Origin of the sequence: Pseudomonas sp. A-RE-19 (genome assembly GCF_019956555.1) — a bacterium.
Taxonomy (GTDB): Bacteria; Pseudomonadota; Gammaproteobacteria; order Pseudomonadales; family Pseudomonadaceae; genus Aquipseudomonas.
Map to the genome: position 1 here is coordinate 112,226 of NZ_JAHBDQ010000008.1, position 13,330 is coordinate 125,555.

A 13,330-nucleotide genomic window follows, 5' to 3' on the forward strand; every position below is an offset into this window, starting at 1 on the left:
CTATGAACATACGGCAAAAATTCTTTAGTCAAAAACACTATGAGAACTTCCTCAGAGAACATGACGAGCTAATCGAATTCTTTAAAATAAATAAATTTAAATCTGACTCTGCTTTAGAGGAAACCTCTCAGCGCGCTAAATATTTCCAGACGCTCTCTTTAGACAAGTTACTTGCCACTTACACTGCGGGTGAGAATATAGAGACCCTTATTCCTCTCCTTGAGGACCTCGTGGAAAAGTACGAAATTCGCCAAAAAACCTTGGCCGAGTATCAGGGCATCCCGAATATATCGCCACTGGCAATAGACGACTGGCCAAACCAATATGAAGAAGCAGTCCAGGTGATCAGTCTGTGTATACTTTTACACCGGACTGACTTGCTTCCACGCTTCGTCAAGCTCATTGACGATGCAGGATACGCAAGTGACGATACGCTTTATGAAGCCTTACTGAACAAGGTGATGCCTAATCGGCATGATGTAGACGAATGGTATCACGACGTATATACGTTACTAATTCAAGCGATTTACAGCGATGACAAAGAAGAGCCACCAAAACTTCTGAAAAAATATTGCCAGCAATGGTATCCAGCCTTCAAGCAAGCTCCTTGGCACGACACTCATCTTCAAGGGGAGGAAGGAATCTACGTGGGCTACTGGGCCTTTGAAGCTGGTGCGGTTGCCTTCTTATATGGCATAGATGACAGCAAAATAGACCATATGGTGTATCCGAAAGCATTGGTCGAATACGCTAGAAATTATAAGACTGCAATAGGCTCCCAGATTGGCCGTATTGTTGCTGGCGAACCCTGCAGCAAAACTGGCTATTGGTTTACCCCAGCTCAAGCCAACTCAAGACGCCACTTCCAACAAGGCGAAATCATGCCAAGTTTCAGTGACTCGAAATGGGGCGATACGCTTTGGTATTGGTCCGGTGAAGAGTGAACTTATCTACAAATTTTGCTCAGCGGCCACTTTATGGCCCTGAGCTAACACCCGCGCGCCGAGTGGAACGACCTCTGGCTACTGCTGGAAATCGTCCACGAAGGCAAGCAGCCGCAAGTACTCGGCCAGAACATCACCAGCGACGTCACCAACAACAAGGATGACTTCCACCAGGGCTACCGCAACCGCTTCCTCGCCACGCCGTGGGACGCGCATTACCGCCCGGCCCTGGAACACCCGAAACCCAAAGTGCTGGGCAGCCAGACCGCCTTCGTCACCAGCCCCGCGGGCGAAGAAATCCACTGCGACGAATACGGCCGGGTCAAAGTGCAATTCCACTGGGACCGCGACGGCCAGGGCAACGACACCACCAGCTGCTGGCTGCGCGTCGCCACCGGCTGGGCCGGCAACGCCTACGGCGGCATCGCCATCCCGCGAATCGGCATGGAAGTGCTCGTCACCTTCCTCGAAGGCGACCCTCGACCAACCGCTGATCACCGGCTGCCTGTACCACAAGGAAAACGTCGTCCCCTACGACCTGCCGGCAAACAAAACCCGCAGCACCTTCAAAACCCTGAGTTCACCGGGCGGCAAGGGCTACAACGAGTTTCGCATCGAAGACAAAAAAGGTGCCGAACAGATCTACCTGCACGCCCAGCGCGACTGGGATGAAAACATCGAGCACGACCAGAAGATTCGCGTCGGCAATGAACGGCATGACACCGTTGAAGCGAATGTCTTTAGTGAGTTCAAAGTGGAAGAGCATCGCCTCACCCACCTGGACCGCAAGACCGAAGCGCGGGCGGACGATCACCTCACTGTCGGCGTGACTCAGCATGTGAAGGTCGGCACGGCGCAGTTTGTCGAGGCCGGGCAAGAGATTCACTACCACGCTGGAGAGAAGGTGGTGGTTGAGGGGGGGATGGAGCTGACGGCTAAGGCTGGCGGGAGCTTTGTGAAGGTTGATGCGGGTGGGGTGACGATTAGTGGGGCTGAGGTGAAGGTGAATTCCGGGGGTGCTCCTGGCGCCGGTACGGGTATTCAGATTCTCGCCCCGGTTATTCCTGGTGCCGCTGCGGCCGCCATTTCGGGGCAACTGTTGAGCGCCCCACCGGTTGGAAAATTCAACGCCACCGCTGATTCGACACCACCTGCAGTAGAAGAAGAGTTTGAAGAAGAGGAAGAAGAAGTCGAGGTGGAAGACATCACCTTGCGGGTTGGGGTGTTCTTCGATGGGACGGGCAACAACCGTAGTAACAGCGAACGTGTCTATGGCTGTTTTGCCCCAGACGTTAACTTGCAGGAAATGGCGGAAGAGATTCGCAAGTACTGCGCATCTTACGGATACGACGGCAAGGGGAGTTCCCCGGATAACAGTTATGGGAATGACGTCAGCAATGTGGCCAGGCTGTATGACCTTTACATAAACCAAGTGGATGAAGCACTGCCCGTCGATGCGGAAATGGCGAGCTTGTCAATTTATGTGGATGGGATCGGTACTAGCAGCACTGGGGAAGATTCCGTTTTTTCGCAAGGTACAGGCATGGGGACGCAGGGGGTCAGGACTCGGGTTGAAGAAAGTCCAGCGCTACTGGTTAAAGCTCTCCGAGCGTTTAGGGCGAACAACCCGGATAAACGTATTGTGCGGATCGAATTCGATATTTTCGGCTTCAGCCGTGGAGCCGCAGCCGCACGGGACTTTGCCAATGAAGTGCTCAAAGGCGACAAAAGCATTCTGGCCAAAGCCATTCCCGCTGGCACTTCTGGTCTGGCAGATAGCTTCACCTGGAAACCGCACAGCGACATTTCCATCAATTTTATCGGTATCTTTGACACTGTAGCCGCCACCGCCAATCCATTGGTGGGAGACTTCAGTGGTCATAACGCCAGGAACCCCGGGCTCAATATCTTCCTGGCTCCAGATGCAGCCAAGAAAGTCGTCCATTTGGTCGCCCGAAATGAGCGGCGCTACAACTTTTCCCTGAACAGTGCCGGAGCGGCCGATATTGTCTTGCCCGGCGTGCATTCCGACTTGGGTGGTGGCTATCTACCGAAAGCCAAGGAGCGCGTACTGGTCAGCAAACCGCGAAGAAGTGCCGTTGCACTCACAACCCCGTTTACCGAAGCCAATAGCTACAAGCTTGCCCAACAAGACTTGCGACGGCTTCAAGATCAAATGGCCCAATACAACCTTCCTTTGGAGCTACGAACCTGGGAAGTACCGTTTACCAGTCAGGACAGGGACGATCGAACGCAGAAAAAACATGTATATGCGGCGGTAAGCAGCCAGCGCGAGGTTCGTAGTGATCTGTCTTTGATTTATTTGCGGATCATGCGTGAGTTGGCCGTAGAAAATGCCGTGCCATTTGACGAGATTGACGAGGGAGAAAAGAGACTCGCGCTGCCAGACGAGCTCCTTCCAATTTACGAAAAACTCATGACCTATGCCTTGGGCAAAAGCAAAACGATTGGATTGAGCTCGCAAGAGGAAGAGTTACTTTTCCAGCGATATGTCCATCTGTCCGACAATTGGAATGCCGCCAAGAATTTGAATAACAGCGATCTAGACGTGGTCTTCATCAATCGCCCCACCGACAACTCTCTGCGCACGGTGCATCCTAATGAGTAAGTATTTGCGTATCTTCATCGTCGCTTTATTACTCAGTGCCTGCTCACTCGCCAACAGCGAATCTTTGCCTTATGACGCATGGCGTTTGGGTTTTTCGGCACCCAATTACATGGAAGTCTGGATCGAAACAGCTGATGTGGTGGATATTCAAGGACAGGTCTATAGACGAGCCATGAGTGGTAACGCTGCTATACAGAGGCCTTCCAACAACTCTGGCGATCCCAAAGGCTGGCCTGAAAGACCAGGTTGGGGTAAGGGTAAATACGTGACAGGAGCGGATCTGCCGAAAAAGATCTATGTCCGCTGGCAATCACTGGTCGAGCCGCAAACTTACCAGGTGGCTATCGACATACCCGAGTCGACAAGAGAGATCATGCGCAAGAAAGAAAAAGTTTTTTGCGCGTTTGATGGCAAATGGATAACGGACTACCGCGAAGCGTTAGTCGTGGGACTTGCCCCTGGTGGCATTGCCAAAGTCTGGGTACTTGGTCCCTGCCTGCCCCCATTCGAAGTCACACGGGTACAAGCCGAGATTGATCCGCGTGGACCATATGAAGGGGAATCTGGAGGTCATCACCGTCCCCTTTCGGCAATTTCAAAAGCCTATGTCGAGAAGTTTGGCGTGCCGTATGGTTCTTGGTAGCAGCAGTGCCCGACATTCCAGATGAGTAACTTCCTGCGTATCGCCGTCGTTGCGCTCTTGCTCGGTGGCTGCTCGCTCGTTGATAGTCGCTCTTTGCCCTATGACGCGTGGCGCTTGGGTTTTTCGGCCCCCAATTACATGGAAGTCTGGATCGAAACAGCTGATGTGGTGGATGTCCAAGGACAGGTCTATCGACGTGCCATGAGTGGCAATTCTGCAATACAAACACCTCCCAACAACTCTGGAGATCCCAAAGGCTGGCCTGAAAGACCAGGTTGGGGTAAGGGTAAATACGTGACGGGAGCGGATCTGCCGAAAAAGATCTATGTCCGCTGGCAATCACTGGTCGAGCCGCAAACCTACAAGATGGCTATCGATATACCCGAGTCAACTAGGGAGATCATGCGTAAGGGTGAAAAAACTTACTGTGCTGCCACCGGAAAATGGATGACGGGCTATCGCAAGGCGATCGTTGTAGGCCTTGCCCCCGGCGGCATTGCCAAAGTCTGGGTACTCGGCCCTTGTCTGACGCCAATCGAAGTCACGCGAGTACAAGCCGAGGTTGATCCAGGTGGGCCATATGAAGGGGAATCTGGAGCTCATCACCGTCCCCTTTCGGCAATTTCAAAAGCCTATATCGAAAAGTTTGGCGTGCCGTATGGCTCTTGGTAGCAGCAGTGCCCGACATTCCAGATGAGTAACTTCCTGCGTATCGCCGTCGTTGCGCTCTTGCTCGGTGGCTGCTCGCTCGTTGATAGTCGCTCTTTGCCCTATGACGCATGGCGCTTGGGTTTTTCGGCCCCCAATTACATGGAGGTCTGGATCGAAACAGCTGATGTGGTGGATGTCCTAGGACAGGTCTATCGACGTGCCATGAGTGGCAACTCTGCAATACAAACACCTCCCAACAACTCTGGAGATCCCAAAGGCTGGCCTGAAAGACCAGGCTGGGGTAAGGGTAAATACGTGACGGGAGCGGATCTGCCGAAAAAGATCTATGTCCGCTGGCAATCACTGGTCGAGCCGCAAACTTACCAAGTGGCTATCGACATACCCGAGTCGACCAGGGAGCTCATGTGCAAAAAAGAAAAAGTTTTTTGCGCTTTTTGATGGCAAATGGATAACAGACTACAGTGAAGCATTAGTCGTGGGCCTTGCTCCTGGTGGCATTGCCAAAGTCTGGGTACTCGCCCCCTGCCTGCCTCCAATCGAAGTCACACGGGTACAAGCCGAGGTTGATCCGCGCGGGCCCTATGAAGGCAAATCAGGGGGAGAGTACGACACGCTCTCCGACATATCCAAAGCCTATGTCAAAAAATTTGGTGTGCCGTATGGCTCTTGGTGACTAGACATGCTCCTGCAGACAATTAGCTAACAGGAGCCTGAAATGCTTCCCGGGAGAACCTCATCCGATTCCGCCTTAAAATCAGGGTTTGGTGTCAGATCGCTTGAGGCGTGGAGGTGCTCAGCTTCGTCGGCCGCAAAGCCCTCAACCAGCCGTTCTGTTTCAACATCGCACTTGCCTGCGATAGCATCACCTCGGTGTACCTGACATACCGAGGCGCCTGTATCGCGGACAAGCCCGGCTCCCAGCGCCCGTCCGGTATCTATTACCGCAAGATCAAGGATTGCTCCGCGAAGCTTCATGCTGCTCCCAACTCAATGCAAATCTTGAGGGATATGGTGAAATGAAAAACCTTCTGTTCAGCATTGGACTTGCCACATTCAGTATTCAGGCATTCGCAGCTCAACCTCAGTTAAATTCAGTCATCAACTGCGAACTGGCCGGACCAAATCATACTGCTTCACTGTTACGCAGCTCATCCATTGAAGACTCTTATGTCTATAAAATCCGCCACGACAAACAAACGAGATTCATGTACGACGACTCGACCGAATCGCGGGGAAGCGAGGTGCAGTGGCAGTGCACTTCCGGCGAGCAATATCTAAATGCACTCGTAATTTCTGGCGAGTTCACTTCAAATTTTATACAAGGTGTTTTGTTCTATTTCGACTCAGGTGACGGGAAAATAGAACGAATCGATTTCGCTGAAAGGAATCGTCCTCGTTGGGTAAAAATATCTGCAAAGGGCGCTCAAGTCATTTTTGAGAACACAGGCAATGAAAGCTCAAGCAAATATTTAAGCTATGGAAAACACGAGGCCTATCTTGAATTATCCGAGCTTCCCGCGACCTCTGCTGAAGCGGGTGAAACGCTGATTGATCTGAACAATGCAAAACAGTGAAGCGCCATTTTATTCCAGTTTAATCATTACCATCGGACATCTAGCTTCAAAGCCTACCCCACAAGAGGCAGGCTTTTCTGAAGGTACGGCGTCAGACCGGTGCCTTCCACCCCATCATCCGCTGCTGAGCAACCGTCAACAGATCGCAACCATCCTGAGTCAGCAAATAAAGCGCATGGGTAATGTGCGGAATGTCCTGAACATCGCCGTGCTTGAAGCACTGGCAATGGAGCGTTTCAAGTAACTGGCTGGAGGCTCGGATGCGCTGCAACGCAGCTTCGAGAATATCTTGCGGATTGGCTTCTGTGTCGATCACCAAGGGTTTTGAGTCGGTGACGCTGCTTTTGATTGAACGGTACCGTTCGGGGAATGGATTTATCGTTGGCATAGTAATTACTCGAGTATTAATTAGTAATCGCCAGCACCGTGACCAAACGATGGAGGCGGCTGTGTACAGGCTTGGTCAACCGCTAACACCCAAACGGCTCGCTCGAAAGCGTCCTGCACACAGCCACCATTGCAACGCACTACGAGACGTAGAAGTCCGCAGAGCGAATGATGGCACATATATGTGCAGTGTTAGTCAGGTGACCAAACCTGTTCGCTGATTTTGCAGCGAAGCCAAACAGTAAACGCTGATAACCAGCCAGCGAAAGACGACAAGGCGTCCAAGCTTGTAGGAACGAGCCGAAGCTCCCTCAGTTTTTTTACCTGCATGAAACCTCTGTCAGAAACCGCCTCACGACAGGCGGCATGCAACTGGGTTAACCATCGCTTAACCCCACGGTCCAAAACTTTACTGGACCGCACGCCCTCAGCTCCCTCTGACGCCCAGTGCGGCAGGTTCGACGTTCTTCAGTCGAACTGACTTCCCCTCTGCACTGGAGACTCACCATGAACATGCGAACACTCCTGATAACCACCGCCCTCGCCTGCACCGCGTTCGCAGGTTTCGCTCAGGCCAACGATACGTCGTCCCAGGCCGTGCCCTATCACTACGGCATGCCGCTGCACGTGGCCAAGGTCGTTTCCCTGACTGAGCCATCGACGCTGGAATGCCAAGTGGTGACGGCTGACATGAAGTACATCGACAAGTCGGGCAAGCCTGCGGAAATTACCTACCGAAAACTTTCTGACGCGTGCAGTTATCAGAACTGACAGAAGATTCTGATTCGGTGTTTGGCGGTAGGCCTGTGAGGGTTCTGACGCTATGCTTTGGCGTCTCCCTCACTGCTGAAAGGATTCGCCATGCAGTTCTCGTTTCGCACGCTGTCGACGTTCACCGCCGTCCTTTGTTTTCTGCTGGCGCTGGTCTGGGGTTTGATGCCCCAATGGTTGCTGGCGATCTGGAGTATCGAGTACTCGTCCGCGGCAGGTTTTGTCGCCCGGCGCAGTGCGGTGCTGTTCGCCGCGTTGGGGGTGATGTTTTATCTCGTGCGGCAGGCACCGCCCTCGGCGGCGAGAAGCGCGATGTGCAGCGGCTTTATGGTGGGGTGTTTCGGCTTGGCGGCACTGGGCTTCGGCGAATGGCTCAATGGTCAGGCCGGGCCGGGTATTTTGTTGGCGATTGCGGTGGAGTTGGCACTGGGCCTGGGGTTTATCCAGACCCGGCGCGTGTCGGTCGAACTGGGTGAAACGGCCGGTTAATGGGCTTTTGACTTTGGACAGAACAGCTGGCTGTGCGTGCTATGCGCAAGGTCGGTGCGTAACTCGGCGATCAGATTGTTGATCTCCCTACATCCATTGAGGCGTTGAGCATCTATGCCGGTAACAAACAGGTCCAGATGGTCAGTCTCAACGTCCGAATACACCTTGACGGTCATCGACAGGTCCGGCGACAGCGTGCATTGGCAGCGTTTCGGGAGAAAACTGCTTTCAACGATATTGCGTAGTTCCAAGGCAGAAAGAAACATGGCCACCCTCTCGGTAGTGTGCGATTGCCAATCGAAAATCAATGTCGGTCGGAGCTCAAATCGCCCGTTCTTTTTCTTCCGTGCGGGCCTCATCGTTCCAACGTCCGACCGCTTTCTTGTTTCAGCGCTGACTCAGTGGGAATCGTGGTCAGCTCAAGACAGCTTCAGCATAAAACATGCCCAGAATTTCGCCCTGCGGCTCGTCGGCCAATCAAGGGTTTAACGAAGCAGGCAACACATCGCGTCATGCAAAATGCAAGAAAGGACTGTTTTCGATACCTGCATTTTGCAACCCATCTCTGATGGCGGGTTTGCATTGACCGAGGACGACAGTGAAAATGCGGCCCATCTATTCAGTATCCGCTGACCCCGCACACACGCAAGGAGGCATCATGGGTGCTTTGCCGCTTAACACGACCGTCGGGCTGATAGTTGCCGTTCTGTCGTCCGTAACCCAGGCTGCGACCCTCGAAGACGTCGCGCCCTATCCCAAACCTGAGAGCGGTTTTACCCGCCAGGTCATTCACCTCGCCCCGCAACAACAGGAAGACGGCTATCAAGTCGAGATCCTGGCTGGCAAGACCCTGGCCGTCGACTGCAACCGTCAGCGTCTGGGTGGCAGGCTCGAGGAAAAGAACCTCGAGGGCTGGGGCTACCCGTTTTACCGGCTGGAAAAAGTCACCGGTCCGATGAGCACGCTGATGGCCTGCCCGGATGGCCAGCGCAAACAAGACTTCGTACCGGTGGTCGGTGACGGTTTCAGGCTGCGTTACAACAGCAAGTTGCCGATCGTGCTCTACGTGCCACAGGACGTCGAAGTGCGTTACCGAATCTGGTCGGCGTCGAGTCAGGTCGAGAAAGCCGCTCAGGAATAACCAGTCCAGCCCTCACGCCAACGCGGCACGCTCGGCCACATGCCGCAAACTGTCGAAATTGATATTTGCGCCGGAATCGATGGCCACCAGGGTCTGCCCCCGTGCGCCGGTTCGTGCCACGTACTGCTTGATCCCGGCCACAGCCAAAGCGCCGGAAGGCTCGGTGATCGAGCGAGTATCGTCGTAGATATTCTTGATGGCAGCGCAGAGTTCGTCATTGCTGACGGTCATTACCTCATCGACGCAAAACCGGCAGACCTCGAAACCGTGGGCGCCGATCTGAGCGACGGCCACGCCATCGGCAAAGGTGCCGACGCTGGGCAGGATAACCCGCTCACCGGCCTGTAATGCTGCCTGCAAACAGGCGGAATGTTCTGACTCGACGCCGATGATGCGAACTTCAGGGCGCAGGTATTTGACGTACGCGGCGATACCGGCGATCAAGCCACCCCCGCCCACCGGAACGAAGATCGCATCCACCGGCCCTTGATGCTGGCGAAGGATTTCCATGGCGACGGTGCCCTGCCCCGCGATCACGTCCGGGTCGTCGAAGGGCGAGACAAAGGTGCGACCGGTTGTCCGTGCCAGGTCCAGCGCATATTCCAGGGCAAACGGAAAACTCTCGCCATGCAGCACCGCATCGGCACCCCGACTGCGGACACCCAGCACCTTCAGTTCCGGCGTCGTGCAAGGCATGACGATGGTTGCGGCGATTCCCAGTTCACGGGCCGCCAACGCGACGCCCTGGGCATGATTGCCCGCCGAGGCGGTGATCACGCCACGTGCCTTCTGTTCATCGCTCAGGTGCACCAGCTTGTTGTAGGCGCCGCGGATCTTGAAGGAAAAGGTCGGTTGCAAATCTTCACGCTTGAGCAGGATCTGATTGCCCAACGCCTCGGACAAGGCTGGTGCCGCTTGCAACGGCGTGCGCACGGCGAGTTCATACACCGGCGCGGCGAGGATCTTTTTCACGTAGTGCTCAAGCAAGCTCTGCTGGGCGGGGGTGCTGCTCATGGTCGTCTCCTTTACGGTATCCGGGTTTACGCGGTCGGCGCAGGAGCTGCCGAAGGCTGCGATCTTTGCGTTTCAAGATCAAAAGATCGCAGCCCTCGCAGCTCCTGCCCCGGTTGCGTGTGCCCGGTAAGCTCAAACCCAGGAGACGGAAAGTAAAAACCCGCCTCTAGGGCGGGTTGGGTGCTGCAGTCGTGAGCTAGCCCGCCAAATAAGGAATGGCGGTAATAATGCTTGGCTGGCAGCGCAATACGGTGGAAGTCATGGCTGGAAATTAGCCGGACGCTGATGGCAAGTCAACGGCCAATTTTCAAGGGCCGCCGTAGGCTGGCGATTCTGCTCATTGTCCCAAGGAAGGAAACCATGAAGTCTGTCGCCCTGCCCCTCATTGCTCGCGGGGGTTTCAACGCCGCAAGAACGCCATCGATGCCACTCAACAAGCTTGATTCAGGATTGTTGTGATTTTTCGATAGCTATCGCGAGCAGGCTCGCTCCCACAGGGAGGGCTGCGCTGGACTCGGACCTTGGGGCAACCCGGATCAAAATGTGGGGGCGAGCCTGCTCGCGAAGGCGATCTGACAGCCGCCAAAGTCACCTCGCCAGGCGCTTGAGGCCGATCACCATCACTCCCGCCCCCAGCATCATCACAGTCAGAAACAACGGATAGGAAATCCACCACGGCGTGCCGGCGGTCATCATGCTGAACTCGGACATACCGCCAATGCTCGCAATCAGGTTCAACGGCAGAAACACCACGTTGATCAACGTCAGTTTGCGCAGCAGGTTATTCATGCTGTTGTTCATCAGATTGCCCCGCGCGTCGATCAGCCCGGAGAACACCGTGGAGTAGATTTCCGCCTGCTTGTAGCACTGGTTGTTTTCGATGATCAGATCGTCGATCAAACCAATGGCTTCAACGCTGAAGTGTTCCTTCGCCGCATGATTACGCAGCCGGGTCAGGACCGCGCCGTTGCTGTGAATGGCGTTGATGTAATAGATCAGGCTTTCGCTGAGGTTGAACATCTGGATCAGATGCTGGTTCTGCATCGAGGCATTGAATTTTTGTTGCAACTCCCGGGCAACCATCTTGATCACCTTGAGGTGCCCCAGATAGTGGTGAATGTTGTTGAACAACAGGTCGAGCAACACATCCAGTGGCGTCTTCAGTGACTGCCGCGTGCCGAGGCCGCTGAGCGGCGAGTCGTCGGTGGCGATCACCAGCAGACGCCCCGGAGAAAACAGCAAGCCGCAGGACGACACCTCGAAGGCCAGGCTCCCACCGCCGGAGTAGTTTTCCGGGCGCTTCCAGATCAGGAACAGATTGTCGGGGTGGAACTCGATGCGCGACACCTCGTCGGGGTCCAGGGCCGAGGCCAGAGCATGTTCATCGAGCTTGAAATGGCTGTGCAACAGATCCCGTTCGGGCGCATCGGGGTTACTGAATAGCATCACGTCGGCGTCTAGCCGTTCGACCGCTTGCAGGGCGCCGTGGCTCAGCTCAAAACTCTTGATCATCGGCCGCTCACCACGCCTGGCCGCGGCGTTTGAGCTCCAGCCGACGGACAAACTCTTCCAGCACCAGGGAATACAAATCGTCCTGCAAGTAGGCGTCTTCGATGCCGGCGTCCATGTTCGGGTTGTCGTTGACTTCGATCACCACCACTTTGTCGCCGGACTGTTTGAGGTCGACGCCATAGAGACCGTCGCCGATGAGATTCGCGGTTTTCACCGCCAGTTCAACCACGGCTCGCGGTGCTTCATGAACCGCCAGGGTGCGGCATTCGCCGTTGATGTCCAGGCCTTTGGCCTTGTGGTTGTAGATCTGCCAATGGCCCTTGGACATGAAGTACTGGCAGGCAAAGATCGGTTTGCGGTTGAGCACGCCTATGCGCCAGTCATATTCGGTGTAGAAGAACTCCTGAGCCAGCAGCAACACCGAGTGCTCGAACAGTTCGGCAGTCGCCTCGAGCAAGGCTTGCTGGCTTTCGACTTTAATGACGCCCTTTGAGAAACAACCGTCGGGGATCTTCAGCACCAGTGGAAACCCCAGGCGCTCACCTACCCGCTCGAAATCTTCCGGTCGTTCCTTGTAGAGGATTTCAGTGGCGGGCATGCCCAGTTGATGGCTCTTGAGCAAATCCGTCAGATAGACCTTGTTGGTGCAGCGCAGGATCGACGCAGGGTCATCCATCACCACCAAACCTTCGCTCTCGGCTTTTTTGGCGAAGCGGTAGGTGTGGTTGTCGACGCTCGTTGTCTCGCGAATCAGGAGCGCGTCGTACTCGGCGATTCGGGCGTAGTCCTTGCGTTCAATCAGCTCGACGTCGATGCCTAGTGTCTTGCCGACCCTGACGAAGTTGTCCAAAGCCTTGGGATTGGAGGGCGGTAATGCTTCTAGCGGATCGTGCAGAATGGCCAGGTCATAACGGGCCAATCGCCTGGAGCGCGGCATGCGCCAGATCTTGCGACTGAAACTGTCGAGTGCATTAGCGAACTGATCCTCCTGATCTTCACGCAACTTATGCAAGGCGCCAAACTTTACACCTTCGATGTGCCAACCGTTAGTTCGACGAAACTCAACTAGCAATATAGGACAAGGGAAAACCTCGAATAACTGTCGGGCCAGATCCTGTAATGGCTCGATCGAGGTTTTTCCAAAGTACAGTGTCAGGGTAAACCCTTCGGTATCGCTGTAAAGGTGATTGCTTAGGGCCTTTTCCAGGGTTCTATCCAGATCATCCAGGGCCAGCCCATACAGGGATTTGCGGGTCAGTTCGCTGATGGTCCGCACCGTCGGAATAACCTTGTGCCCCCGCGCTTCGGCCAGCAGCGAGCAGTAATAACCGTGCCCGAGGTACTTGTAGCTGCGACACAGGTTGATCACCTGAACCCGTTTGCCCTGCTCGTTGTCGCGGGCCTGTTCGAGGTATTCCTGGGCGGTGACGATGTCTTCACTCGGAAAGTAGGAGGCCCAGTCTTCCTTGCGCTCGACGATGATCATCAACTGGCTGGAAGTTCTGATCGAGCCATTTAAATAGTTTGCAGAAGTTATTGCTGTTGGCAACTTTT

Annotated in this window: 13 protein-coding genes and 3 pseudogenes; 11 read left to right on the top strand and 5 right to left on the bottom strand. The window is 54.6% G+C overall.

What is annotated here, in order from left to right:
- Window positions 1-2: 2 nt before the first annotated feature.
- The 8 genes and pseudogenes from KGB14_RS06490 to KGB14_RS06525 all read left to right on the top strand — a co-directional run bounded on the left by KGB14_RS06490 (window position 3) and on the right by KGB14_RS06525 (window position 6,462).
- Complete coding sequence (locus KGB14_RS06490; protein ID WP_223484955.1) at window positions 3-944, top strand: PoNe immunity protein domain-containing protein; 942 nt, start codon at window positions 3-5, stop codon at window positions 942-944.
- 15 nt (window positions 945-959) lie between these two features.
- A pseudogene (tssI, locus tag KGB14_RS06495) lies at window positions 960-2,046 on the top strand (type VI secretion system tip protein TssI/VgrG); the annotation flags it as partial.
- A 441-nt stretch (window positions 2,047-2,487) separates the two neighbouring features.
- Window positions 2,488-3,573: a DUF2235 domain-containing protein gene (locus KGB14_RS06500; RefSeq protein ID WP_317851015.1), complete on the top strand. Its 1,086-nt coding sequence runs from the start codon at window positions 2,488-2,490 to the stop codon at window positions 3,571-3,573.
- Window positions 3,566-4,216: a DUF2931 family protein gene (locus KGB14_RS06505; protein WP_223484956.1), complete on the top strand. Its 651-nt coding sequence runs from the start codon at window positions 3,566-3,568 to the stop codon at window positions 4,214-4,216. Before KGB14_RS06500 ends, KGB14_RS06505 begins: the two co-directional genes overlap by 8 nt.
- A gap of 21 nt (window positions 4,217-4,237) precedes the next feature.
- Window positions 4,238-4,888 carry a DUF2931 family protein gene (locus KGB14_RS06510; RefSeq protein WP_223484958.1) on the top strand — a complete coding sequence of 217 codons (651 nt, stop codon included), beginning with the start codon at window positions 4,238-4,240 and terminating at the stop codon, window positions 4,886-4,888.
- Between the two features lie 21 nt (window positions 4,889-4,909).
- A pseudogene (locus tag KGB14_RS06515) lies at window positions 4,910-5,561 on the top strand (DUF2931 family protein).
- 116 nt (window positions 5,562-5,677) lie between these two features.
- Window positions 5,678-5,908: a hypothetical protein gene (locus tag KGB14_RS06520; RefSeq protein WP_223484960.1), complete on the top strand. Its 231-nt coding sequence runs from the start codon at window positions 5,678-5,680 to the stop codon at window positions 5,906-5,908.
- Window positions 5,905-6,462, top strand: a complete 558-nt coding sequence (locus KGB14_RS06525; protein ID WP_223484962.1) for a hypothetical protein — start codon at window positions 5,905-5,907, stop codon at window positions 6,460-6,462. Before KGB14_RS06520 ends, KGB14_RS06525 begins: the two co-directional genes overlap by 4 nt.
- Window positions 6,463-6,553: 91 nt before the next feature.
- Here KGB14_RS06525 and KGB14_RS06530 read toward each other — a convergent pair whose 3' ends face one another.
- Window positions 6,554-6,850 carry a hypothetical protein gene (locus KGB14_RS06530; protein WP_223484965.1) on the bottom strand — a complete coding sequence of 99 codons (297 nt, stop codon included), beginning with the start codon at window positions 6,848-6,850 and terminating at the stop codon, window positions 6,554-6,556.
- A gap of 506 nt (window positions 6,851-7,356) precedes the next feature.
- On the opposite strand from KGB14_RS06530, the gene KGB14_RS06535 reads away from it, so the two are divergent.
- Window positions 7,357-7,620 (top strand): DUF2790 domain-containing protein, encoded by a 264-nt coding sequence (locus tag KGB14_RS06535; protein WP_223484967.1) that lies wholly within the window; start codon window positions 7,357-7,359, stop codon window positions 7,618-7,620.
- Window positions 7,621-7,710: 90 nt separating this feature from the next.
- Window positions 7,711-8,109 carry a hypothetical protein gene (locus KGB14_RS06540; RefSeq protein ID WP_223484969.1) on the top strand — a complete coding sequence of 133 codons (399 nt, stop codon included), beginning with the start codon at window positions 7,711-7,713 and terminating at the stop codon, window positions 8,107-8,109.
- Here the strand turns inward: KGB14_RS06540 and KGB14_RS06545 are convergent.
- Complete coding sequence (locus tag KGB14_RS06545) at window positions 8,106-8,375, bottom strand: DUF1652 domain-containing protein (protein WP_223484971.1); 270 nt, start codon at window positions 8,373-8,375, stop codon at window positions 8,106-8,108. The two genes, KGB14_RS06540 and KGB14_RS06545, sit on opposite strands and share 4 nt — an antisense overlap.
- Before the next feature lie 392 nt (window positions 8,376-8,767).
- Between KGB14_RS06545 and eco the strand changes: the two genes are divergently transcribed.
- Entirely contained in the window at window positions 8,768-9,250 is a 483-nt protein-coding gene (eco, locus tag KGB14_RS06550) for a serine protease inhibitor ecotin (RefSeq protein WP_223484973.1), read from the top strand.
- An 18-nt stretch (window positions 9,251-9,268) separates the two neighbouring features.
- Here the strand turns inward: eco and ilvA are convergent.
- From ilvA to KGB14_RS06565, 3 genes and pseudogenes are all read right to left on the bottom strand, one after another.
- Window positions 9,269-10,264: pseudogene (ilvA, locus tag KGB14_RS06555) on the bottom strand (threonine ammonia-lyase, biosynthetic); the annotation flags it as partial.
- 588 nt (window positions 10,265-10,852) lie between these two features.
- Entirely contained in the window at window positions 10,853-11,776 is a 924-nt protein-coding gene (locus KGB14_RS06560) for a magnesium transporter CorA family protein (RefSeq protein ID WP_223484977.1), read from the bottom strand.
- 7 nt (window positions 11,777-11,783) lie between these two features.
- Window positions 11,784-13,262, bottom strand: coding sequence for a RimK family protein (locus KGB14_RS06565; protein ID WP_223485052.1), 1,479 nt, complete (start codon window positions 13,260-13,262; stop codon window positions 11,784-11,786).
- Window positions 13,263-13,330 lie beyond the last annotated feature (68 nt).

What these genes read in the sequence shown, in the direction of transcription:
- KGB14_RS06490 (WP_223484955.1), top strand. Translation starts at nt 3, where the DNA reads ATGAACATACGGCAAAAATTCTTTAGTCAAAAACACTATGAGAACTTC.
- KGB14_RS06500 (WP_317851015.1), top strand. Translation starts at nt 2,488, where the DNA reads ATGGGGACGCAGGGGGTCAGGACTCGGGTTGAAGAAAGTCCAGCGCTA.
- KGB14_RS06505 (WP_223484956.1), top strand. Translation starts at nt 3,566, where the DNA reads ATGAGTAAGTATTTGCGTATCTTCATCGTCGCTTTATTACTCAGTGCC.
- KGB14_RS06510 (WP_223484958.1), top strand. Translation starts at nt 4,238, where the DNA reads ATGAGTAACTTCCTGCGTATCGCCGTCGTTGCGCTCTTGCTCGGTGGC.
- KGB14_RS06525 (WP_223484962.1), top strand. Translation starts at nt 5,905, where the DNA reads ATGAAAAACCTTCTGTTCAGCATTGGACTTGCCACATTCAGTATTCAG.
- KGB14_RS06530 (WP_223484965.1), bottom strand. Translation starts at nt 6,850, where the DNA reads ATGCCAACGATAAATCCATTCCCCGAACGGTACCGTTCAATCAAAAGC.
- KGB14_RS06535 (WP_223484967.1), top strand. Translation starts at nt 7,357, where the DNA reads ATGAACATGCGAACACTCCTGATAACCACCGCCCTCGCCTGCACCGCG.
- KGB14_RS06540 (WP_223484969.1), top strand. Translation starts at nt 7,711, where the DNA reads ATGCAGTTCTCGTTTCGCACGCTGTCGACGTTCACCGCCGTCCTTTGT.
- KGB14_RS06545 (WP_223484971.1), bottom strand. Translation starts at nt 8,375, where the DNA reads ATGTTTCTTTCTGCCTTGGAACTACGCAATATCGTTGAAAGCAGTTTT.
- eco (WP_223484973.1), top strand. Translation starts at nt 8,768, where the DNA reads ATGGGTGCTTTGCCGCTTAACACGACCGTCGGGCTGATAGTTGCCGTT.
- KGB14_RS06560 (WP_223484977.1), bottom strand. Translation starts at nt 11,776, where the DNA reads ATGATCAAGAGTTTTGAGCTGAGCCACGGCGCCCTGCAAGCGGTCGAA.
- KGB14_RS06565 (WP_223485052.1), bottom strand. Translation starts at nt 13,262, where the DNA reads ATGATCATCGTCGAGCGCAAGGAAGACTGGGCCTCCTACTTTCCGAGT.